The organism is Lentzea jiangxiensis (assembly GCF_900104175.1).
GTDB classification, from domain to species: Bacteria; Actinomycetota; Actinomycetes; order Mycobacteriales; family Pseudonocardiaceae; genus Lentzea; species Lentzea jiangxiensis.
In genome coordinates this window covers 137,725-158,987 of the sequence record NZ_FNIX01000011.1, presented here as the reverse complement: position 1 = coordinate 158,987, position 21,263 = coordinate 137,725, and the positions used below count along the sequence as shown (strand labels likewise).

Annotated in this window: 23 protein-coding genes and 1 tRNA gene; 8 read left to right on the top strand and 16 right to left on the bottom strand. The window is 69.5% G+C overall.

What is annotated here, in order from left to right:
* Positions 1-4: 4 nt before the first annotated feature.
* On the bottom strand, positions 5-820 hold the full coding sequence (locus tag BLQ91_RS25950) for an AfsR/SARP family transcriptional regulator (protein ID WP_090100683.1): 816 nt from the start codon (positions 818-820) through the stop codon (positions 5-7).
* Between the two features lie 411 nt (positions 821-1,231).
* Here BLQ91_RS25950 and BLQ91_RS25945 point away from each other — a divergent pair, with 411 nt between their 5' ends.
* On the top strand, positions 1,232-2,293 hold the full coding sequence (locus BLQ91_RS25945) for a sensor histidine kinase (RefSeq protein ID WP_143022810.1): 1,062 nt from the start codon (positions 1,232-1,234) through the stop codon (positions 2,291-2,293).
* A gap of 27 nt (positions 2,294-2,320) precedes the next feature.
* On the opposite strand, the gene BLQ91_RS25940 is transcribed toward BLQ91_RS25945, so the two are convergent.
* The 3 genes from BLQ91_RS25940 to BLQ91_RS25930 form a co-directional block, all read right to left on the bottom strand.
* A complete protein-coding gene (locus BLQ91_RS25940; RefSeq protein WP_090100679.1) occupies positions 2,321-2,926 on the bottom strand; it encodes a response regulator transcription factor in 606 nt (201 codons plus the stop codon).
* Positions 2,927-3,189: 263 nt separating this feature from the next.
* Entirely contained in the window at positions 3,190-3,870 is a 681-nt protein-coding gene (locus BLQ91_RS25935; protein ID WP_143022809.1) for an SDR family NAD(P)-dependent oxidoreductase, read from the bottom strand.
* Positions 3,871-3,936: 66 nt separating this feature from the next.
* A complete protein-coding gene (locus tag BLQ91_RS25930) occupies positions 3,937-4,527 on the bottom strand; it encodes a TetR/AcrR family transcriptional regulator (RefSeq protein ID WP_090100675.1) in 591 nt (196 codons plus the stop codon).
* Between the two features lie 89 nt (positions 4,528-4,616).
* On the opposite strand from BLQ91_RS25930, the gene BLQ91_RS25925 reads away from it, so the two are divergent.
* Genes BLQ91_RS25925 through lipA form a run of 3 tightly spaced genes read left to right on the top strand, consistent with a single transcriptional unit; the run spans position 4,617 to position 6,869 of the window.
* On the top strand, positions 4,617-4,925 hold the full coding sequence (locus BLQ91_RS25925) for a hypothetical protein (RefSeq protein WP_090100673.1): 309 nt from the start codon (positions 4,617-4,619) through the stop codon (positions 4,923-4,925).
* Positions 4,922-5,812: an oxidoreductase gene (locus BLQ91_RS25920; protein ID WP_090100671.1), complete on the top strand. Its 891-nt coding sequence runs from the start codon at positions 4,922-4,924 to the stop codon at positions 5,810-5,812. Before BLQ91_RS25925 ends, BLQ91_RS25920 begins: the two co-directional genes overlap by 4 nt.
* A 55-nt stretch (positions 5,813-5,867) precedes the next feature.
* Positions 5,868-6,869 (top strand): lipoyl synthase, encoded by a 1,002-nt coding sequence (gene lipA / locus BLQ91_RS25915; protein ID WP_090100845.1) that lies wholly within the window; start codon positions 5,868-5,870, stop codon positions 6,867-6,869.
* Positions 6,870-6,999: 130 nt separating this feature from the next.
* On the opposite strand, the gene BLQ91_RS25910 is transcribed toward lipA, so the two are convergent.
* From BLQ91_RS25910 to BLQ91_RS25875, 8 genes are all read right to left on the bottom strand, one after another.
* On the bottom strand, positions 7,000-8,025 hold the full coding sequence (locus BLQ91_RS25910; RefSeq protein WP_090100669.1) for a saccharopine dehydrogenase family protein: 1,026 nt from the start codon (positions 8,023-8,025) through the stop codon (positions 7,000-7,002).
* Positions 8,026-8,034: 9 nt separating this feature from the next.
* Entirely contained in the window at positions 8,035-8,328 is a 294-nt protein-coding gene (locus BLQ91_RS25905) for a hypothetical protein (protein WP_090100667.1), read from the bottom strand.
* 105 nt (positions 8,329-8,433) lie between these two features.
* The gene (locus BLQ91_RS25900; RefSeq protein ID WP_176959959.1) at positions 8,434-8,898 is read right to left on the bottom strand and encodes a GNAT family N-acetyltransferase; all 465 of its coding nucleotides are present in this window, start codon (positions 8,896-8,898) and stop codon (positions 8,434-8,436) included.
* Between the two features lie 13 nt (positions 8,899-8,911).
* On the bottom strand, positions 8,912-10,111 hold the full coding sequence (locus BLQ91_RS25895) for a cytochrome P450 (protein WP_090100663.1): 1,200 nt from the start codon (positions 10,109-10,111) through the stop codon (positions 8,912-8,914).
* A gap of 41 nt (positions 10,112-10,152) precedes the next feature.
* The gene (locus BLQ91_RS25890; RefSeq protein WP_090100661.1) at positions 10,153-10,533 is read right to left on the bottom strand and encodes a hypothetical protein; all 381 of its coding nucleotides are present in this window, start codon (positions 10,531-10,533) and stop codon (positions 10,153-10,155) included.
* 124 nt (positions 10,534-10,657) lie between these two features.
* Positions 10,658-10,729, bottom strand: a tRNA-Val gene (locus BLQ91_RS25885).
* Positions 10,730-10,769: 40 nt separating this feature from the next.
* Complete coding sequence (locus BLQ91_RS25880) at positions 10,770-11,234, bottom strand: peroxiredoxin (RefSeq protein ID WP_090100659.1); 465 nt, start codon at positions 11,232-11,234, stop codon at positions 10,770-10,772.
* 75 nt (positions 11,235-11,309) lie between these two features.
* Positions 11,310-11,741 carry a DUF3052 domain-containing protein gene (locus BLQ91_RS25875; protein WP_090100657.1) on the bottom strand — a complete coding sequence of 144 codons (432 nt, stop codon included), beginning with the start codon at positions 11,739-11,741 and terminating at the stop codon, positions 11,310-11,312.
* 319 nt (positions 11,742-12,060) lie between these two features.
* Between BLQ91_RS25875 and aceE the strand changes: the two genes are divergently transcribed.
* Positions 12,061-14,820, top strand: coding sequence for a pyruvate dehydrogenase (acetyl-transferring), homodimeric type (gene aceE / locus BLQ91_RS25870; RefSeq protein ID WP_090100655.1), 2,760 nt, complete (start codon positions 12,061-12,063; stop codon positions 14,818-14,820).
* Positions 14,821-14,887: 67 nt separating this feature from the next.
* On the opposite strand, the gene BLQ91_RS25865 is transcribed toward aceE, so the two are convergent.
* The 3 genes from BLQ91_RS25865 to pnuC form a co-directional block, all read right to left on the bottom strand.
* The gene (locus BLQ91_RS25865) at positions 14,888-15,655 is read right to left on the bottom strand and encodes a GNAT family N-acetyltransferase (protein WP_218130408.1); all 768 of its coding nucleotides are present in this window, start codon (positions 15,653-15,655) and stop codon (positions 14,888-14,890) included.
* 116 nt (positions 15,656-15,771) lie between these two features.
* Positions 15,772-16,947: a M14 family zinc carboxypeptidase gene (locus BLQ91_RS25860; protein ID WP_090100653.1), complete on the bottom strand. Its 1,176-nt coding sequence runs from the start codon at positions 16,945-16,947 to the stop codon at positions 15,772-15,774.
* Positions 16,944-17,555: a nicotinamide riboside transporter PnuC gene (pnuC, locus tag BLQ91_RS25855; protein ID WP_090100843.1), complete on the bottom strand. Its 612-nt coding sequence runs from the start codon at positions 17,553-17,555 to the stop codon at positions 16,944-16,946. Before pnuC ends, BLQ91_RS25860 begins: the two co-directional genes overlap by 4 nt.
* Before the next feature lie 67 nt (positions 17,556-17,622).
* Between pnuC and BLQ91_RS25850 the strand changes: the two genes are divergently transcribed.
* Both BLQ91_RS25850 and BLQ91_RS25845 read left to right on the top strand, forming a co-directional pair.
* Positions 17,623-18,711: a phytase gene (locus BLQ91_RS25850; protein WP_090100651.1), complete on the top strand. Its 1,089-nt coding sequence runs from the start codon at positions 17,623-17,625 to the stop codon at positions 18,709-18,711.
* 9 nt (positions 18,712-18,720) lie between these two features.
* Entirely contained in the window at positions 18,721-19,761 is a 1,041-nt protein-coding gene (locus BLQ91_RS25845; RefSeq protein ID WP_090100649.1) for a winged helix DNA-binding domain-containing protein, read from the top strand.
* Here the strand turns inward: BLQ91_RS25845 and BLQ91_RS25840 are convergent.
* Complete coding sequence (locus BLQ91_RS25840) at positions 19,758-20,801, bottom strand: glucose-1-phosphate thymidylyltransferase (protein ID WP_090100646.1); 1,044 nt, start codon at positions 20,799-20,801, stop codon at positions 19,758-19,760. The genes BLQ91_RS25845 and BLQ91_RS25840 overlap by 4 nt on opposite strands.
* A 179-nt stretch (positions 20,802-20,980) precedes the next feature.
* On the opposite strand from BLQ91_RS25840, the gene BLQ91_RS25835 reads away from it, so the two are divergent.
* A complete protein-coding gene (locus BLQ91_RS25835; RefSeq protein WP_090100644.1) occupies positions 20,981-21,190 on the top strand; it encodes a hypothetical protein in 210 nt (69 codons plus the stop codon).
* The last annotated feature ends 73 nt before the right edge of the window (positions 21,191-21,263 follow it).

Below are 21,263 nucleotides of genomic sequence, written 5' to 3'. Positions count from 1 at the left end.
GGGTTCAGCCCGCTAGCTGGCGCTCCAGCTGGCGAGGGGACAACGGCTTGTCGAGCGACGGCTCGGAACTCAGGATGGCCCGCTGCAACTGACGCAGCCTTTCGGACGGCTCAAGCCCCAGTTCCTCGATCAGCGTGTCCCGCAGCGACTGGTAGGACTCCAGCGACTTCCACTGCCTGCCCGCCCGGTACAGCGCGAGCATGTACTGCGCGCACAGGTTCTCGTGCATCGGGTGCTGCGAGGTGAGCACGGACAGCTCGCTCAGCAACGACTGGTGCTTGCCGAGCTGGAGGTCGGCCTCGATGCGGGTCTCCAGCACGCCCAGACGGCTCTCCTGCAACCGGGTGACCTCCATGCCGAGCCGGACGCCGATCTGCACGTCCACCAGGACCGGGCCGCGCCACACCTCGGCCGCGCTGCGCAGCAGCCGGCTCGCGGAGTCCAGGTCGCCGATCTCGAACGCCCGCTGACCCGCGATCGCGAGCCGCTCGTAGCTGCGGACGTCGACGCTCTCCGGCGGAACGGCGAGCATGTAGCCCCCGTACCGGGTCACCAGGACGTTCTTCGCGATGCCGGGCGCCTCGCCCGGCATCGCCGCCTCGATGCGCCTGCGCACCTGCAGCACGTAGGTCTGCAGCGTTGTGAGCGCGCTGCGCGGTGGTGTCATCCCCCATAGCTCTTCGATCAGCGTCGGCACCGTGACGACGTGGCCCGCCTGCAGCCCGAGCAGCGAGAGCACCTGCCTGGGCTTCACGGCGCTCGGCGCGATCGAGATGCCGTTCTCCCGTGCTTCCAGCGGTCCGAGAACCTTGATCTCCATTGGAGCCTCCCCAGCTCAGCAGCGGTCGACTTGGCCGTGCCACAAGTTCACCTGAGCCGGGCTATCTCCCGCCACGGACGCCACCACGACCTTCGGATGGCGCAGTACCGAGTCGGAGGTGAAAAACTCATATGCCCGAACGAACTCGAACTCGAACCGATCCGGCTGGTGATCGGACGGACACGGTCGGTGACAACAGCGGGAAATTCTCGTCCCGGCTCGACATTGACTCGCCGGTCAATGCCACGCCCATCTTCTGAACCGATGCAGAACAGTCCCCCGAACCGCGCTCGCCTGTCTACCATTCGATCTGGGCGCCCTGGGGCCGCGTTTGCTCTGGAGCAGTTGCTCTTGGGGGTAAACGTGAATTTGACGACTTCTACGCCGAGTTACCGCGCGATCATCGTCGCGGTGTTCACCGCCGTCTGCCTGACCGACCTGACCCGTGCGCTGCTCCTCGCCGGGGAAATCACCGAATTGGCGGTGTCAATCGTCGGCCTGGCGGTACTTGTTCTGCTGCAACTGTCGTTTTTCAGGCCGCTGAACACTCTTCGGCGGCACCTCGTCCTCGCCGCCCAAGCCGTGCTGCTGGCCCTGCCCCTCGTCCTCTACGGCCATTCCTGGACCGGCGTCGCGGGCCTGGTCGCCGGCAACGCCCTCCTCGTCCTGCGCCCCGTCGCGGGCTGGACGGTCTTCGTGACCACCGTGGCGGCGACCGGCCTCGCCCAGACCACCCACGACCCCATGGCGGCCGTCGCCGTCACCGCCCTGCTGCTCGCGGGCCTGGCCACCGGCTTCGCCACCCATCGGCCGACCTCGTCGGAGCAGAAGGCCCCACCGGCCGTCGCCGTCGTGGACGCCACCGCCACCGCCGTCGCCGCCGAACGCGTCCGCTTGGCCAGGGACCTCCACGACCTGCTCGGGTACAGCCTCAGCGCCATCAAGCTGAAGAGCGAGCTCGCGCACCGGATCGTCAACGACCACCCCGACCGGGACTGGGACTTCGTGCGGGAGCACATCGTCGAGATCATGGACCTCACCCACAACGCCCTGGCCGACGTGCGCTCACTGGCTCGCGCCTACCGGCCGATCTCCCTGGCGGACACGTCCGACTCGGCCAAGGCGATGCTGGCCGCCTCGAACATCGACGTCCGCCTCCAGCTCAACCACGACCCGCTGCCGGAGACCGTCGAGACGGTCCTGGCGGCCGTGCTCTGCGAGGCCGTCACCAACGTCCTGCGCCACAGCGACGCGAGCACCTGCACCATCGACGTGCGGCAGCGCGGCGCCACGATCCTGCTCGACGTGATCAACGACGGCGCCGCCGAGCGCGCCGTCTCCGCCGACTGCAACGGCGTCCGCAACCAGGCTGAACGCGTCCACGCCGCCGGCGGCACCTTCACCGCCCGTCACGTCGGCGACGGCTCGTTCCACGTCCACGCCACCGTTCCAGCCGCGCTCCCGCCCACGTGACGGCGGCTCACCGGCACCGCCGGCCGGTCAGAACCAGCCGGACTTGCGGGCGATCCGGACGGCGTCGACGCGGTTGCGGGCGTCGAGCTTGGCCGTGGCGGACGTCAGGTAGTTGCGCACCGTCCCGACGGACAGGAACAACGTCGTCGCGATCTCCATCGCGTCCGCGCCGTCGGAGGCGAGCCTCAACACCTCCAGCTCGCGCGGTGTCAAAGGGCACTCATCGGTGTCCCACGCCGACAGCGCGAGATGGGAGTCGATCACCCGGCGCCCGACCGAGACGCCGCGAATGGCGTCCGCGAGCTCACCGATGGGAGCGTCCTTGAGGATGAAGCCGTTGACGCGGGCGTTCAGCGCACGGCGCAGGGTGCCCGGCCGGCCCAGGCTCGTGAGAATCAGCGTGCGGGTGTCAGGGGCGGTGTCGTGGATCACGGTGGCCGCGGAAAGACCGTCCATACCGGGAAGATCGATGTCCAGCACCGCCACGTCGGGTTTGTTCTCCGCCACCGCCGCGATGATTTCGTCGCCCGTCGCGACGGACGCGACAACCTCGATATCCGGTTCTAGATTCAACAAAGCGACCAACGCGCCGCGGACCATTTGCACGTCCTCGGCGAGTAGCACTCGGATCATCCGACCCCCCTTGCCCCCAGGTCACCAATTCGAGTTTTACACTCGGTGACCATGCAGGCAAGCGTCCCGGTCGACCGTTCGGGGCGTTACTCCGAATGCGCCGGGGTTATACGGGTTCGTAATCGGCGAGTGACCTGGGGTTACCGCGCGCTCATACGTGGTTCAAGAGCCGAATCGGCGACCGGAACATCCGGGCACGGTCCGGGCGGAACCGGCGGACGCGATTCGACGATTCGACGGCTCGCTGAAGGACTCAGCGGGGCTCAGCGAGGCTCGCCCCACCGCTCCAGCAGCCCGAGGCCGCCGTCGACGGTGATGACCTGTCCCTGGATCCAAGCGGCCTCGTCGGTGCAGAGCAACGACACGGCGTCGGCGATGTCCTCGGGCAGGGTGACGCGGCCGGACGGGCTCTTGATCGCGAGCCGGTCGACCAGGCCGGGGTCGATGTTCATGGGGCCGTTGTCGACGACCGCGGTGACGACGGCGTTGACGGCCACCCGGTACCAGGCCAGTTCCAGCGCGAGCGTCCTGATCACGCCGTACACCGGAGTCGCCGTGTAGGCGGCGATGACCACCCGGCCACCGTCCTGCAGCGACTTGGCGAGCGGCTCCACGATGTTGAGCAAGGGCGTGAGATCGGGCGATTCGGCGTGGTGCACGAACATGTCCAGCTGGCCGCGCTCCTGCTTGACCCGGTCGAGCAGGCGGCGCACCGAGAGCTCGTCCTGGACGTCGAACTGGGCGACGGTCACCGAGCCCGGCCTGCCCGTCAGCACGAGCCTCGCCCGCTCCAGGTCGACGTCGTCGCCGGAGGTGGTGATGATGACGTGGGCACCGTTGTCGCAGAGCTTGCTCGCGATGGCGAGGCCGAGCCCGTGCGTTCCCGACGTGACCAGGGCGATCTTCCCGTCGAGTCCCAGGCGCGTGTTGACTGGTTCGATCATGATCGTGACCACCTCGTTGTCCGCGTGGTGATCGACGTTCCGCCCGGCCGCTAGGGACGGACTCGACTACTTCTTGCGCAACCCCTGGAGAACGCGCAGGATCGCGTCTTCCACCTCGCGCCCGGTGCGCTTCGGGTCGGACGAGCTCGCGATGGTGCTGGCGCCCGCGGACAGCGCCCCGAACAGCAGCCGCGCCATGATCTCCACCGGCGCCTCCTCGATCTCGCCCGCGTCCACGAGCAGTTGCACGGCGGTGCGGAGCAGACCGAAGCTGAAGTGCTCCTCCGCCTCCCGCCAGCGCTCCCAGCCCATCACCACGGGCGCCTCGTGGACGATGATCCGCTGGTACTCCGGTTCCAGGCACTTGCGGACGTACGCGCGCAGGGCCGCGACGGCGGCGTCCCAGGGTTCACCGTCGCCGGTGACCACCGCGGTCAGCGACTCGATCGCCTTGGTCTCGACTCGCGCGAAGGCCGCCTCGAACAACGCCTGCTTGCCGCTGAAGTGGTGGTACAGCGCGCCTTTCGTCACGCGGGCCCGTTTGACGACCTCGTCGAGCGAGGTGCCGGCGTACCCGCGTTCGGTGAAGAGGTCGACCGCGCTGTCGACGAGTGCCTGCCTGGTCGACTCCGAGTACTCGGCACGCCTTGTTCGCACGGACGCAACGTATCTCACATACCGGCGGTACGTACCGGTGGTATGGTCATGACATACCGAGGGTATGCGAGAAACCGGGGGTACGAGACATGGGCTGGGCAGACCACTACCGCCGTCGCGACGCGCTCGACGCCGTGCTGCGCGACGCTCACCGCGACCCGTCCGCACCGCTGATCGTGGATCCGGACGTCTTCGGCTCACTGCACGAACTGCTGCTGGCGCTCGACCACCGCTGGCAGAACAAGCTGACCGCGCGCATGGAGGCCGCGGCGCTGGAAGGCCCCGTCGACGAGGACCGGGTGGCCGCCGAACTGACCGCCGACGAGCCGGTGTTGCGAGCGGTGCTGGACGCACACCTTTCGCTCGGCAGTTACCGGACGGTAGGAATGACTCCATGAGCCGTTGGACCGAAGCCGACATCCCCGACCAGACCGGCCGCACCGTCCTCGTGACGGGTGCGAACTCCGGTCTCGGTCTGCGCACTGCCCAGGTGCTCGCGGCGAAGGGTGCCCATGTGCTCATGGGCTGTCGCTCGGTCCAGCGCGGTGAGGCCGCGCGGCGCACGGTGCGCGGGTCGGCGGAGGTCCTCGAGCTCGACCTCGCCGACCTCGGCTCCGTGCGCGCCGCCGCGGAGAAGGTCGAGGCGCTCGACGTCCTCGTCAACAACGCGGGCATCATGGCCGTCCCGAACGGCCGGACCGCCGACGGCTTCGAGCGCCAGTTCGGCACCAACCACCTGGGCCACGCCGCGCTGACGTGGCTGCTGCTCCCGGCGCTGAGGCAACGTCCCGGCGCACGCGTCGTCACCGTGTCGTCGCTGATGCACCGCGCCGGCCGGATCGACTTCGAGGACCCGAACTGGGAACGCCGGCCGTACAGCCTGCAGGGCTCCTACGGGCAGTCGAAGCTCGCCAACATCCTGTTCGCGCGCGAGCTCGAACGCCGCTCGCCGGACGTGACGTCCATCGCGGCCCATCCGGGCATGACGGCCACCGAGCTGACCAACAACATGGCCGACGCGCACCGGTCCGCGGTCATGAAGATCGGCGGCCGCATCTCCCACCTGTTCTCGCAGTCGGTCGAGATGGGCGCGCTTCCGCAGCTCTACGCGGCGACGTCACCGGACGCGCGCGGCGGCCAGTACTACGGCCCGGACGGCTTCAACGGCCTGCGCGGCCACCCCGGCGTCGCGCGGATGACCGCCGCGGCGCGCGACGACCTGGCCGCGAACCGCCTCTGGGAACTCACGGTCAAGCTCACCGGGATCACCCCGGACCTCCCGTGAGCGTCCCCGGAGTGCGTGACGCCGGACACGCGGGCGCGGAGCGTAGTGTGAGGTGGTGACTGTGGTGCCAGAGGGTCGGAAGCTGCTGCGGCTCGAGGTCCGCAACAGCCAGACGCCGATCGAGAAGAAGCCGTCCTGGATCAAGACGCGGGCGAAGATGGGCCCCGAGTACCGGGAGCTCAAGAGTCTGGTCAAGCGCGAGGGCCTGCACACGGTCTGCGAAGAGGCCGGCTGTCCCAACATCTACGAGTGCTGGGAAGACCGCGAGGCCACGTTCCTGATCGGCGGGGAGCAGTGCACCCGGCGCTGCGACTTCTGCCAGATCGACACGGGCAAGCCCGCCGACCTCGACCGCGACGAGCCCCGTCGCGTCGCCGAGTCGGTCCAGGCGATGGGCCTGCGCTACTCGACCGTCACCGGCGTCGCCCGTGACGACCTGCCCGACGGCGGCGCGTGGCTGTACGCCGAGACCGTCCGCCAGATCCACGAGCTCAACCCCGGCACCGGCGTCGAGCTGCTGATCCCGGACTTCAACGCGGTCCCCGAACAGCTCGACGAGGTCTTCGAGTCCCGCCCCGAGGTGCTCGCGCACAACCTGGAGACCGTCCCGCGGATCTTCAAGCGCATCCGCCCGGCGTTCCGCTACGAGCGCTCCCTCGAGGTCATCACGAAGGCCCGCGAGTTCGGCCTGGTCACCAAGTCGAACCTGATCCTCGGCATGGGCGAGACCCCCGAGGAGGTCACGGAGGCGCTCGCCGACCTCCACGACGCGGGCTGCGACATCATCACCATCACCCAGTACCTGCGCCCGTCGCCGCGGCACCACCCGGTCGAGCGCTGGGTGAAGCCCGAGGAGTTCGTCGCGCACAAGGAGACGGCCGAGGAGATCGGCTTCCTCGGCGTGATGGCGGGCCCGCTGGTCCGCTCGTCCTACCGCGCCGGCCGCCTCTACGCGCAGGCGAAGCAGGCGCGGGGCGAGGAGCTCCCGGAGAACCTCCAGCACCTGCTGACGGTGTCGGCGTCGCAGGAGATCACGAGCCTGCTCGCCCCGCGGTAACGCGCTGCGGCAGAGCGGAAGCCCAGGTCGGTCGACCTGGGCTTCCGCTTTTCCGTGATCAGCGGACTCGTGCCTCGGCGGCCAGGGCGCCGGCAGCGTGGCCGAGCACCTGAAGAAGTGACGCCCGGGATCAGCTGAAGCGGACCTCGCCCACGACGACGCCGTCGAGCTCGCGCACGAAGTCCGCGCCGAAAGCGCTCGACGGCGTGTGCGAGCCGGGAGCGACGTCGCCGATCCTGGTGACGGCGCGCAGCACGGCGTCCGCGGTGAGGCTGTAGGCGTTCGGCGTGGTGACCGCGCACTCGACCTTCGTGCGCCCGTCCCACGCCTCGCCGAACACCTCCGCGCGCGTCTTCGCGCGCTTGCGCTCGTCAGGTCCCTTCACCTTCCCGGCGACGGTCTTGGCGAGGCTCTGCACGAACGACGTCTGCAGCACCGGCGCGAACACCTGCTGCAACTGCCCCAGCACCCCCGGCACGAGGGTGAACGTGGTGATGTTCGGGATGCCGGTCGACCGGTGGGCGGTCGACACGTCGCCCCACGGGATGCTGCCGACCTCGCGCGGTCCCGACCGGAAGCGGGCGGTGCGCCGGCGGTGCCCGATGCGCACGCTCCTCAGCGCGCCGTTCACCCGGATCCGCCCGCCCACGGCCGCGGCCTCGACGGAGGTCTTCGTCGTGCCCGCGCTCGCCCCTCCCCCGACTACGAACGCCAGGTCGAGGTGCGTCGCCGACGGCAGCGCGTTCTTCAGGATCGCGGCCACGCAGTCCGTGGGGACGACGTCGAAACCGGCGCCGGGCAGCAGCACGATGCCGGCCTCGCGCGCGTCGGCGTCCCTCAGGCTGACGGACTCGAAGACGTCGATCTCACCGGTGATGTCGAGGTAGTGCGTGCGGCTCTGCAGACAGGCGTCCACCATCGCCTCGGACGTCTGCGAGAACGGCCCCGCGCAGTGCACGACGGCATCGACGTCCTCGAGGTTCCGGCGCGCCTCGTCCAGGCCGAACGCCCGGTGCTCCAGCCCGAGGGCCGCGGCGAGCGGTTCGATCTTCTCCCGCGAGCGCCCGGCGAGGACCGGCCGTTCACCGCGCGCGACCGCGAGCTCCGCGATGAGTCGGCCGGTGTAGCCGTTGGCGCCGTAGACCATCCACGTCATGCCGCGACCTTACCGGCGAGTAGCCCTGCGGGCACCGACCGAAGAGCCGAGCAGCAGCAACGCCCCCAGTCCGGCCACCGGCGCGCCCCAGAGCAGCCGCCGGTGCCGGAGATCGGCGCAGATGTCCACAAAGGCCGGACTGACCGCGGAGGCGGCCGGCTCGTCGAACCCGATCCCCAGGGCGTTGCCGCACGGGATCAGCGACCCGCTCGGCGCCTCGACGGCGAGCGCCACGAACAGGATCGCGCCTCCGCCGAGCAGGAACGCGAGACCCACCACCACGGCGAAGGTGCGCACGGACATGAGGAAAAGTTACGTCTCAAGTGGACTTCGGGATAGCCCTGGTCAGCCGCATTGGGGTTGATCCCCCAATCCCCCGCCGAACCTTCTCATGACCGTCGGATCCCGCTATGCGGGCGAGAACGCGTAGCGCTGCTCCACACGGCCGTGACGCGGATGCGGCACGGGGTCGCCGACCTTGATCCATCCGAGGCGTTCGTAGAGCCGCACGCCCCGCACGTTGTCGATGAAGACCATCAGCTCCGCCTTCTCGTAACCGCACTCGGCCAACGCGTCGGGAAGCGCGCGCAGCAGAGCCTCTCCGACTCCCGTGCCCCAGGCGTCGGGGTGCACCCCGACGTAGTTGACGTACGCCGTCCTCGTCTCCTGCGAACCGCCGGCGACGAACCCGACCGGCACACCGCCCCGCACCGCGAGCAGGAACAACGACCGCTCGCCCGCGAGGGCGTTCTCGATGCCGGGCCGCGCCTCTGCCAGCGCCGGAACCCCGTACCCGTCCCTCCCGGCGACCGCGTGCGCCCAGATCAGCGCGGCCGCGTCGACGTGCTCCGGTCCCCCGGTGACGATCTCCACGCGCTCCAGCGTCTCAGCGTCTCAGGACGACCGGAAGCGATTTGAGGCTCGCCATGATGTCGCTGTGCGTCACCTCTGGCGGTTCCCCGGCCGAACAGGTGGCGCGCGGGAACCGTGACGTGAGGTGGCGCAGCACCGTTTCCGCCTCCAGGCGGGCGAGCCCCGAGCCGAGGCAGAAGTGCGGCCCGTACCCGAACGCCACGTGGCCGGTCGTCTTCCGGTCGATCCGGTACCGGTCGGCTCGGTCGTGCGCCTCCGGGCACCTCCCGGCAGCGCCGAGGTTGATCAGCAGCACCGTGCCGGCCTCGACGGGGACACCGCCGATCTCGAGGCGCTCGGTGGCGATGCGGTGCGTGGCGCTGCGCACCGGAGGGTTGTGCCGCAGCGTCTCCTCGACGAGCACCGGGACGAGCCCGGGGTCTGCCGCGGCCTTCGCCCACAGATCGTTGTCCAACGCGTCGTGCGCAACATTCGCGATGAGGCCGGCCGACGTCTCATGACCAGCAACGACCAAGAGGAACGCCATCGCCATGAGTTCGTCATGGCTCAGACGGTCACCTCCGTCGTCGGCTACCGCCAACGCACCGAACAATGACTTCTCGTCGAGAGATTTGCTCGTCAGCAACGCGTGGAAGTAGCCGCCCAACTCGTCGCTGGCGGGCTGCGACACCTCGGGCACCATCGACATCATCGTCTCGATCAACGTCCGGACACGGCCCCGATCGTCCTCCGGCACCCCGAGGACCTCACCGATGACGTGCAGCGGCACCGGCACGGCCACCCGTTCGACGAGATCGACCTCCCGCCCCTCCGGCAGCCCGTCGACCAGCTCCGCGGTGATCTCCTCGACGCGCGGCGCCAGCCGCTGCACCGCCCGGCCGTTGAACGCCTTCACCGCCAGCGCCCTGAGCCGGGCGTGCTGCGGGTTGTCGCTGTTGAGCATGCTCGGCCCGAACAACCCGGCCAGGTTCTCCTGAGTGCTCCCCCTGGCCGTGAGCTGCCGCTTGATCTCGCGTTGCAGCTTCGCGCTGTCCTTGGAGAGCCGTTGATCGGCGAGCAGCTGACGGGTGAGCTCCAGCCCAACGGTGACGACCTGCATCTCGACACCGTTGGGCAACGTCACAGCGTGCAGCGGCCCTTCGGCTCGTGCGTCGTCCTCGATCCGGTGGTGCTCCCGCGCGCGCAGCTCACCGCCGATGAGCAAATGGGACATGGCCCCTCCGTTGAGATACGGCTGAGGACCGTTCTACCGGCTCAGCGGAACGAGTCCAACGCCAGAATCGACTCGACCGAGGGCAGCCGGGGCGGCGCGGAGGCGATGGCCCTGCGCCCGAGAACCCACTCCGGCAGGTGGTGCTGCAACGCCAGCCGCCCCTCGGGCGTGACGTCGACCGGCGCCGCCATCCCGTGCTCCACCTCCCGCGCAGGCCTGACCCACGCGATCCAGTTCCTCCGCTCGAGCACCTCGAGGTCGTCCGCGTCCCACTGCTTGGCGGGCCGGTGCTCGAGGTACCAGCTCGTGGCGCCGCGGTGCACCCCGCCCTGCTCGACGAGGGCCAGCAGCTTGATCTGCTGCCGGGTGATCTCGGTGCTGACGGGCTCGGCGGCCTTGGTCTTGCGCCTCAAGCGCTTCACGGGTCTTCGTCGTCCTTCGGAGGTGGCGGCCCAAACGTCCCCGACAAAACCCGCACACGATACCCGGAAAACACCGAGGCGACGCGGTCTGCGCTTTCCGCAGACACACGCCGCCTGAGACGAGTGGGCGCGACAGGGTTCGAACCTGCGACCGCTCGGGTGTAAACCGAGTGCTCTTCCGCTGAGCTACACGCCCCACCCCCGGTAGCGACGACCACCGGGGAGGTACAGCTACATCATGCCCCCAACGAGGCTACGGCCTTCTTCCAGACATCCTGATCGCGGGCCTCACCCGGCGAGTTCACCTCGGTGAACCGCACCACACCCGACACGTCGACCAGGAACGTCCCCCGCAGCGCCGTGCCCGCGGCCTCGTTGAACACGCCGTAGGACTGCGCGACGGCCCCGTGCGGCCAGAAGTCCGACAGCAGCGGGAACCGGTAGCCCTCCTGGTTCGCCCACACCTTCAGGGCGAACGGGGAGTCCACGGACACGCCCAGCACCTGCACGGCCGAGTCCTCGTAGGTCGAGATCTCGTCGCGCAGCCTGCAGAGCTCGCTGCGGCAGGTGCCGCTGAACGCGAACGGGTAGAAGACCAGGAGCACGCTCTTCGAGCCGCGGAACGACGACAGCGTCACGCGCTGCTTGTTGTAGTCGTTGAGCGTGAAGTCCAGGGCTTCCGAACCGACCTCGACAGCCATGAGACGACCCCTCAAGCCGGGCACAGGACCACGGGCGGACCTACGCCCGTGGACCAACCCTATGTCAGCTGGGGATCACCGCTTCGCCTTGGCCGACTTCGGCCACACCAGGCGGATGCCCGCCCAGTCCTCGGCCACGCTGATGTTCGAGGTCTGCGAGAGACCTGCGGTCGGGACCGCTTCGGCCACGTCGGCCGGCTCCACGTGCCCGGGACGGCCGGTCTTCGGGGTGAGAACCCAGATCACGCCGTCCTCGGCGAGCACTCCGGTGGCCTCGAGGAGAGCGTCCACCAGGTCGCCGTCGTCCTCTCGCCACCAGAGCAGGACGACGCTCACCGTCTCGTCCGCCTCCTCGTCGAGGAGGTCGCCCCCGATCTGCTCCTCGACGGCGGCACGGAGGTTGTCGTCGACATCCTCGTCCCAGCCGAGTTCTTGGACGACCATGCCCGGTTCGATCCCGAGCTTCTCGGCGACGCCGATCCTGCCGGCGTCTTCCGCGGCGACCACGGTTTTCACTCCTCCAACTACGCAAGAGCGACAGCCCTAAGACTGCCGCTGAAGTCCGTTACTCCGGCTAGCGAACACTGTCAGCTACCTCCGGCGCAACTGTTGACCACGTGACACGCCGTAACAGGCACCCCTCTCGAAGCACCTACACTGGCATGAGGCACGCTCTACATACCTCTTATCGCGCGCGCGTGAGTGACACGATCCAGAACTACCGATCAGTAGCGGTGACGAAGTCGTCGCGCAAGGACAACGATAGGGGCGCGTGGCACGGTTTTCCGGGCCCCGCGTGTACCGCCAACGAAGCCGAGGAGACACCTTGAGCCCGCAGAACACCGGCCCCGAGCGGGTACGTGTCATTCGCGACGGTCTGGCAGCGCACCTGCCGGACATCGACCCCGAAGAGACGGCCGAGTGGCTCGAGTCGTTCGACGAGGTGCTCAAGGGCGGTGGCCAGCAGCGGGCGCGTTACCTGATGCTGCGTTTGCTGGAGCGCGCGGGCGAGAACCAGGTCGGCATGCCGTCGCTGATCAGCACGGACTACGTCAACACCATCCCCACCGAGCGGGAGCCGTGGTTCCCCGGTGATGAGGAGGTGGAGCGCCGTTACCGCGCGTGGATCCGCTGGAACGCCGCGATGACGGTGCACCGCGCGCAGCGCCCGGGCGTGGGTGTCGGTGGACACATTTCGACGTACGCGTCCAGCGCGTCGCTCTACGAGGTCGGCTTCAACCACTTCTTCCGCGGCAAGAACCACCCCGGCGGCGGCGACCAGGTCTTCATCCAGGGCCACGCCTCCCCCGGTGTCTACGCCCGCGCGTTCCTCGAGGGCCGCCTGTCCGAGCACCAGCTCGACGGCTTCCGCCAGGAGTACTCGCACGCCGGCCCGGGAGGCGGCCTGCCGTCGTACCCGCACCCGCGCCTCATGCCGGACTTCTGGGAGTTCCCCACGGTCTCCATGGGCATCGGCCCGATGAACGCGATCTACCAGGCGCGGTTCAACCGCTACCTGCGCGACCGCGGCATCAAGGACACGTCCGACCAGCACGTGTGGGCGTTCCTCGGCGACGGCGAGATGGACGAGCCGGAGTCGCGCGGCCTGCTGCAGCTCGCGGCCAACGAGCAGCTCGACAACCTGACGTTCGTCGTGAACTGCAACCTGCAGCGCCTCGACGGCCCGGTGCGCGGCAACGGCAAGATCATCCAGGAGCTGGAGTCGTTCTTCCGCGGCGCCGGCTGGAACGTCATCAAGGTCGTCTGGGGCCGTGAGTGGGACGCGCTGCTGCACGCGGACCGCGACGGCGCGCTCGTCAACCTGATGAACACCACGCCGGACGGCGACTACCAGACCTACAAGGCCAACGACGGCGCGTACGTCAAGGAGCACTTCTTCGGCCGTGACCCGCGCACGAAGGCTCTCGTCGACGCGATGAGCGACGACGAGGTGTGGAACCTCAAGCGCGGTGGCCACGACTACCGCAAGGTTTACGCGGCCTACAAGGCGGCGACCGAGACCGTCGGCCAGCCCACCGTCATCCTCGCCAAGACCATCAAGGGCTACTCGCTCGGCCCGCACTTCGCGGCCCGCAACGCGACGCACCAGATGAAGAAGATGACCCTGGACGACCTCAAGGGCTTCCGGGACAGCCTGCGCATCCCGATCTCGGACGCGCAGCTCGAGGCCGACCCGTACCTGCCGCCGTACTACCACCCCGGGCAGGACTCGCCGGAGATCCAGTACATGCAGGAACGCCGCCGCCAGCTGGGCGGGTTCGTGCCGGAGCGCCGCACGAAGTCCAAGGCGCTGGTGCTGCCGGGCGACAAGGTCTACGAGGGCGTCCGCCGCGGTTCGGGCAAGCAGGAGGTCGCCACGACGATGGCGTTCGTCCGGCTCGTCCGCGACCTCGCGAAGGACCCGGAGATCGGCCCGCGCATCGTGCCGATCATCCCGGACGAGGCACGGACGTTCGGCATGGACTCCATGTTCCCGACGCAGAAGATCTACAACCCGAACGGCCAGGCGTACACCTCGGTGGACGCCAACCTGATGCTCGCCTACAAGGAGTCCGAGCAGGGCCAGATCCTGCACGAGGGCATCAACGAGGCGGGTTCCACGGCGTCGTTCACGGCGGTCGGCACGTCCTACGCCACGCAGGGCGAGCCGATGATCCCGATCTACATCTTCTACTCGATGTTCGGCTTCCAGCGCACGGGCGACGGCCTGTGGGCGGCGGCGGACCAGATGGCGCGGGGCTTCGTGCTCGGTGCCACCGCGGGCCGCACCACGCTGACCGGTGAGGGCCTGCAGCACGCCGACGGCCACTCGCTGCTGCTGGCGCACACGAACCCGGCCGTGATCGCGTACGACCCGGCGTGGTCGTTCGAGGTGGCGCACATCGTCAGGGACGGTCTGCGCAGGATGTACGGCGAGAACGCCGAGAACATCTTCTACTACATGACGGTCTACAACGAGCCGTACGTGCAGCCGGCCGAGCCGGAGAACCTGGACGTCGAAGGCCTGCTGCGGGGCCTCTACAGGTATCAGGAGGGCCCGCAGACCGGCGGTCCGCGCGTGCAGATCCTCGGCTCGGGCGTGGGCCTGCCGTGGGCGCTCAAGGCCCAGCAGATGCTGGCCGACGAGTGGGGCGTCTCCGCGGACGTGTGGTCCGCCACGTCGTACTCGGAGCTGCGCCGCGACGCCGTCGAGACCGACCGCCACAACCTGCTGCACGTCGACGCCGAACCGCGCGTGCCGTACGTGACGCAGGTGCTGAAGGACGCGCAGGGCCCGGTCGTCGCCGTCTCGGACTGGGCGTCGGCGATCCCGGACCTGATCCGCCCGTACGTCCCGACCGACATGACGACCCTGGGCACGGACGGCTTCGGCTTCTCCGACACCCGCCCGGCCGCCCGCCGCCACTTCCTGGTGGACGCGGAGTCGGTCGTCGTCGCCACGCTGGCCGCTCTGGCCAAGCGCGGCGAGGTCGAGCAGTCGAAGGTCGTCGAGGCGGCCCGCAAGTACCGCATCGACGACGTGCAGGCCGCTGGGCCGTCCACGTCCGACGCGGGCCTGGCGTAGTCACCGGAGCCCTCCCGAGGGCTCAGAAACGATCTGAGGGGCCGTTCCGCTGCTGCGGAGCGGCCCCTCAGCCGTTGAGGGCGTACTCGGTGAAGTGACCGCACGGCGTGAAGCCGAGCCGGCGGTACACGGGCTCGCCGTCGGCGGACGCCTGCAGCACGGCGATCGGGAGACCTTCGTCACGGGCGACGTGCAGGGCGGCGGCCGTGATCGCGCCGCCGTACCCGCGGCGGCGGTCACCGGCGAGCGTCGCGATGTTGTAGATGCCCGCGACACCCGCGTGCAGGAACACCTCGGCCGTGCACACGGGCCGGTCCCCCACGTACCCGACGAGGTAGCGGGCCCGGCTGCGCAACGCGGGCTCGGCCACCTCGGCGTAGAAGCGGCGGACGGTCTCCGCGGGCGGGTCCCAGTTGGCGGCGAGCACGGCGGCGTAGTCGGCCAGCCCGCCGGCGGTGGACACCCGCCGGACGTCGAGGCCGTCGGCGTGCACGTCGGGCAGCGGGTTGTCGAGGCCGAGCCACATGCCCGTTTCGGTCTCGGACGCGCTGAGCCCCGCGTCGGTGAGCAGCTCGCCCAGTCCGGGCGAGGCCGGCCCGACCCACCACGAGAACGGACGGCCGGTGGCCTTCACCGCGTTCACGGTCTCCGCCACGCGCACCGCGTCGGCGAAGCGCGCCGAGGTGACGATGTTGAACGTGTCGTCGGCCAGGCCGCTGTCCGCGACCAGCAGGTCACCGGTGTCCGTGACGGTGCCGCCCGGCAGGTGCCGGTGGAGGTGGCAGGCGTGCGCGGCGAGATTGCGCTCCATGCGCTCAGCCAGGTCGGTGTCCATCGATGTGCAAGGCCTTGGCAACGAGTGTTTTGCGGACGAAGTCAAAAGTCTCGTTGCCAAGGCCCAGTTCGGGCAACCGATATATCAGCTGGCAGGCGATATATCAGTTAGAGCCTTTAGCACTGTGCGACGACACGCGCCTTGAACAGCGGTTCGTCGGCACGCGGGTCGAGCAGCAGCGGGATGATCGGGCGGGCCTCCTGGCGCACCGGCACGATGCGGTCGCCGCCCCTCAGGTACTGCGACGTGACGCCGTGCAGGGCGAGCCGGTCGCGCACGGTCAGGAACTCGGCGGCGGTCAGCACGTAGCCGCACGGCTGGGGTGAGACGACGTCCTCGGGTGCCGGGGGCTGGTTGTCCGCGCCGCCGAAGTACACCGGGCCGGTCCGCACGGCGCGGGAGGCGGCGTTCGCGGCCTCGATCGCCGAGCCGTTCCCGGCGACGAACGACTGGGTGCCGTCGAGGGCCTTGAGGTGCGACTCGACGCGGAACGCGGGCGTGTTGTCGGCGTTGGTCTCGACCAGCAGGCCCATGCCGTGCTTCAAGCCGCCGGTGTTGCGCAGGATGCGCTCCTGGCCGTCGCCCGCGACCTGCCGGACCGGCTCGCCGGTCACCGGGTCGACGTGGATGCCGTAGACGCCGGAGGTGCGACCGGCGGCCTCCACCGAGGGCCGGACGTACGAGCGCGACAACGTCTCCGACAGGTCGTGCACGCCGTCGGCGACGTTGAGGTTGCGGGGCCACAGCCAGAGGACGTCCTTCACGTAGTACGGCGCGGAGGGGCCGAACTCGTGCAGGTCGTGGATGACGTCGGGCTTCCAGTCGCGGATCACGGAGGCCATCGCGCGGGCCTCGGCGGTGCGCAGCAGCAGGTGGTCGCGGTTGACGTCGATGCCGTCGGAGTTGCCGCGGGTGTCGGCGGCGCGGCCGTCGGGGTTGGCGTTCGGGACGAACAGGTACGTCACGGACGACGTGCGCGGCAGCGAGCGCATGCGGATCAGGCACGCCTCGCGGCCGGCGGGTTCGTCGCCGTGCTGGGAACAGATGAAGAGAACCACCGTGCGCGCGGTGCGGGAGCCCACGCGCACGAGCTGGATCGGGCGGCCCTGCGCGGTCGTCCCGATCTCCGAGACCGGGAGGCCGGTGGCGCGCAGGTAGGCCTGTTCCCCGGCCTCGGTGGTCCACTCACCGGTGAGCTCGAACCCGGTGCGAGGCTGCGGAGCGGCCTGGGCGGCGGGAAGGGCTACCAGCGACGAGACGGCGGTCAGCAGAGCGATCAACAGTCCCCTCATAGGGGAGACTTTGCCGCCTGTGTCAACCGGCGGGCGGTGCGGTTCCAGTCGATGAAACCGTGGACCACCAGGCCCGCGAAGATCACGTAGACGAGTGCGCTGAAGTACAGGCCCGACTGGATCTGCAGCGGCACGCCGACAGCGTCGACCACGAGCCACACCAGCCAGAACTCGACGAGGCCGAGGCCCTGCAACGCGAACGCGAGGATCGTGCCGACGAAGATGGCGGCGTCCGGCCACGGCGCCCACGAGGCGTCCAGCGCGTCCAGGACCAGCGCGAACGCGACCGTGCCGACGACGAAGGCGCCGACGACGGCGACCCGCTCACGCCAGGAGCCCTTGCGCACCACCACGCCGAACACCGGGTCGCGCCGACGCACCCACGCGTACCAGCCGTAGACGGCGATCGCACCGACCACGATCTGCCGCGTCGCGAGGCCGCCCAGGTGGCTCGACATGTAGACGGTGAACAGCAAAGCGACGGAGACCAGCTGCACGGGCCAGGTCAGCAGTGACCGCCGCTGCGCGAGGAACACCACCGCGAGCGCCAGCACCTGCCCGACCAGCTCGGTGTAAGCGATCTTCTGTCCGAAGATCGTCAATCCCATCTCGTACCACACGACTTGTTCCCCCGGGGTTCAGTCGCCGTATACCGGTGTTCCCTACGGTCCCACCATGTCATCTCCCTTAGCACTGGCGCTCGTGCCTTTGTTCCTCACCACCCCCGTGCCGCCCGTCATCACACCGACGGTGGTCACGCAGACGTTCGAGGAGCCCGCGGACGCCGACGACCCGGCCATCTGGGTGAACCCGCGCGACACCGAGCGCAGTGTGGTCCTGGGCACGCTCAAGGAAGGTGGCCTGGCGGCGTTCGACCTCAACGGCCGCACGATCGGCATCCACCCGGCGCCGCAGCCGCCGACGCCCGATGCCAAACCCGGCCGCTACAACAACGTCGACGTCCTCGGCGACCTGGCGTTCGTCAGCGACCGCGGCCGTGACCGCATCCGGGTGTTCCAAGTGGACGAACGCGGTGCGCGGGACGTCACGAACCCCGCGACGAAGCCCGTGTTCAGCCGGACCGAGGCCGAGGTCGACGGCCAGCACACCGTCTACGGCCTGGCCGCCGGGCGCGTCCAGGGCAAGGACGTCGTCGTGACGAGCCGGCGCAACGAGACGAGCATCGCGTTGCTGCAGGTGCAGAAGGGCAGGACGTACGACACCAGGAAGGTGTCCACCCTGGACCTGCCGAGCACCTTCACGCTGCCGGACGGCAGGAGTTGGACCGTGTGCGGCGAGCCCGGCGAGGGCCCGCAGGTCGAGGGAATGGTGATCGACGAGCGGACGAACACCCTGTACGCCGCGCAGGAGGACGTCGGCATCTGGCGAATCCCTTTGCGCGCCAACGGCTTTGGCAAGCCGCAGCTTGTGGACAAGGTCCGCACGTTCGGCGCGCCGCAGAAGTACGACCCCGAGACCGAGGAGTGCGAACCGGACGGCCCGAACCCCGGTTTCGGCGGGAAGTGGCTCGAAGCCGACGCCGAGGGCCTCACGATCGCGGACGACGTGCTGCTCGCCTCCAGCCAGGGCGACTCGCGGTTCGTCGCCTACCGCAAGGCCGACATGGTGCCGCTCCGGGACTTCCGCGTGAAGGACGTCGAGCACTCCGACGGTGCCGACATCGTCCTCGGCAAGCTCAACCTGTTCGTCGTCCACGACGGAGAACGCCCGAACGGCACCGGTTTCGCGTTCATCAGGTTCTAGTCTGTCCCGATGGGGACGCTCAGCCAGGACCAGCTCAACAGAGCGCTGATCGAACGCCAGATGCTGCGCGAGCGCGCCGGCAAGAGCGCGCTCGCCACCATCGAGCACCTCGTCGGCATCCAGGCCCAGGAACCGAAGTCGCCCTACGTCGGTCTGTGGACGCGCATCCACGACTTCCGGCCGCAGGAGCTGGAAGACCTGCTGACCCGCCGCGAAGCCGTCCGCATCCTGCTGATGCGCGGCACGATCCACCTGGTCAGCGCACGGGACGCGCTCGGGCTGAGGCCCCACACCCAGCTCCGGCTCGACCGCGAGCTGCGGAGCGGCCCGTTCGCCGCCCGCCTGAGGGGTCTCGACTTCGACGAGGTCGCCGCGGCCGGCCGCGAGATCCTCGACGACACCCCGCAGGGCACCGCGGACGCCGGCCGGCAGCTGCAGGAGCGCTGGCCCGACCGCGAGCACACCGTCCTCGGCAACGCCCTGCGCAACAAGCTCGCCCTGGTCCAGCTCCCGCCGCGCGGGCTGTGGCACCGCAGCGGCCGTGCCGTCTGCACGACGCTGGAGAACTGGCTCGGGCGGCCGCAGCAGGCGATGGACAAGCGCGAACTGGTGCTGCGCTACCTGAAGGCCTTCGGCCCCGCCACCGTCATGGACGCCCAGCAGTGGTCCGGCCTCACGAAGCTCACCGCGACGTTCGAGGAGCTCAGGCCGGAGCTCGTCACCTTCCGCACCGAGGGCGGCAAGGAGCTGTTCGACCTCCCCGACGCCCCGCGTCCCGACGCGGGCACCCCGCTGCCGGTCCGGCTGCTGCCCGAGTTCGACAACATCCTGCTCGCCCACGCCGACCGCCGCCGGGTCATCGCCGACGACCGGCTCGGCGTCGTCATCGGCGGCAAGCCCACGGTCCTCGTCGACGGCTACGTCGCCGCCACGTGGGCGGTCACCGAGGACCGCACGATCACCGTCGACCACATCGACGAGCTGCCGCCGAGCAGGAAGAAGGCGGTCGCCGAGGAGTGCGACCGCCTCCAGGACTGGATCCGCGGCTAGGCGGCGACCTCGACGTGCGCGCCGTCACCGACCACGAGCCGGTGCTGGCGCGCCGACCCGACGCGGGCCCGGCGGCCGATCAGCGACGTCTCGATGCCCGACACGTTGTGCACGGAGGCCTCGTTCAGCACGATCGAGCCGGCCAGCCCGGCCTCGGTGATCCGGCAGTCCGCGCCGATCGACGTGTACGGCCCGATGATCGACTCCTCGACGAGCGTCCCGGCGCCGATGATCACGGGGCCGACGATGCACGACCGCACGACGCGCGCGCCCTCCTCGACCACGACGTCGCCGATCAGTCGCGACTCGTCGTCGACGACGCCCTGGATGTCGGTTCGCAACCCCATCAGCAGCTCGCGGTTGCACTCCAGCACGTCCTCGACCCTGCCGGTGTCCTTCCAGAACCCGGAGTACATCCGCGCCCGCACGTCGCGTTCGTGCGTCACGAGCCACTGCAGCGCGTCGGTGATCTCGAACTCGCCGCGCCACGACGGCTCGATCGCGTCGACGGCGGCGTGGATGGCGGGCGTGAAGAAGTAGACGCCGATCATCGCGAGGTCGCTGCGCGGCTCCTGCGGGTGCTCGACCAGCCGCGTCACGCGCGAGTTCTCGTCGACCTCCGCGACGCCGTACAGGCGCGGGTCCTCCACCTTGTCGACGAGCACCTGGGCGGACGGGCGCAGCCTCGCGAACTCGTCGGCGATCTGGCCGATGCCCTCCACCAGCACGTTGTCGCCGAGGTAGAGCACGAAGTCGTCGTCACCGAGGAACGGCCGGGCGATCCGGACGCAGTGCGCGAGCCCGAGCGGCAGGTCCTGCCTGATGTAGGTGATCGAGACGCCCAGGTAGGAGCCGTCGCCGAACAGCTCGGAGATCTCCTGGCCGTGGTCACCGACGACGAGGCCGATCTCGGTGATCCCGACGTCCCTCAGGTTCTCGACCACGTACTCGAGCACCGGCTTGTTCGCGATGGGGACGATCTGCCTGGGCAGCGAGTACCCGGTCGGGCGCACGCCCGCGGACAGCACAAGGGCTTTCATTGGTCCTCCACCGCGATGGAACAGTTCGGGTGGCTACGAGGTTCCGTGCGCACCCTGGACCGGAACTGGAGAACTCCCAGAACACGAAGAAGGGGCCCTGCGCGTGATGTTTGCGCGAAACCCCTTCCGGCAGGTGGGAACCACCCGTCGGTCGTCGGCGTGCCGTCGGGGCGTCGCCCGTGCGGCCACCGGCGGTCTGCGGCATCTCCTGCGACGCGCGCGGCACCGGGGACCGCGACCGCGCCTCGTCCTGCACGCGGGTCAGGCAGCCCTCCCAGCGCTGCCGCATCGGGCGGACCAGGCCGCCGCCCACGCCGATGATGACGACGCCGTACGTGATGTTGCCCAGCAGCTTCGGCACGAACGTGGCCACCACCGTCCACGCCTGACCCAGGCCCTCGTGATCTGCCAGCTCACCGGCGTTCCTGGAACGAGAAGTCGCGGTGGGTGAAGATCCGACCG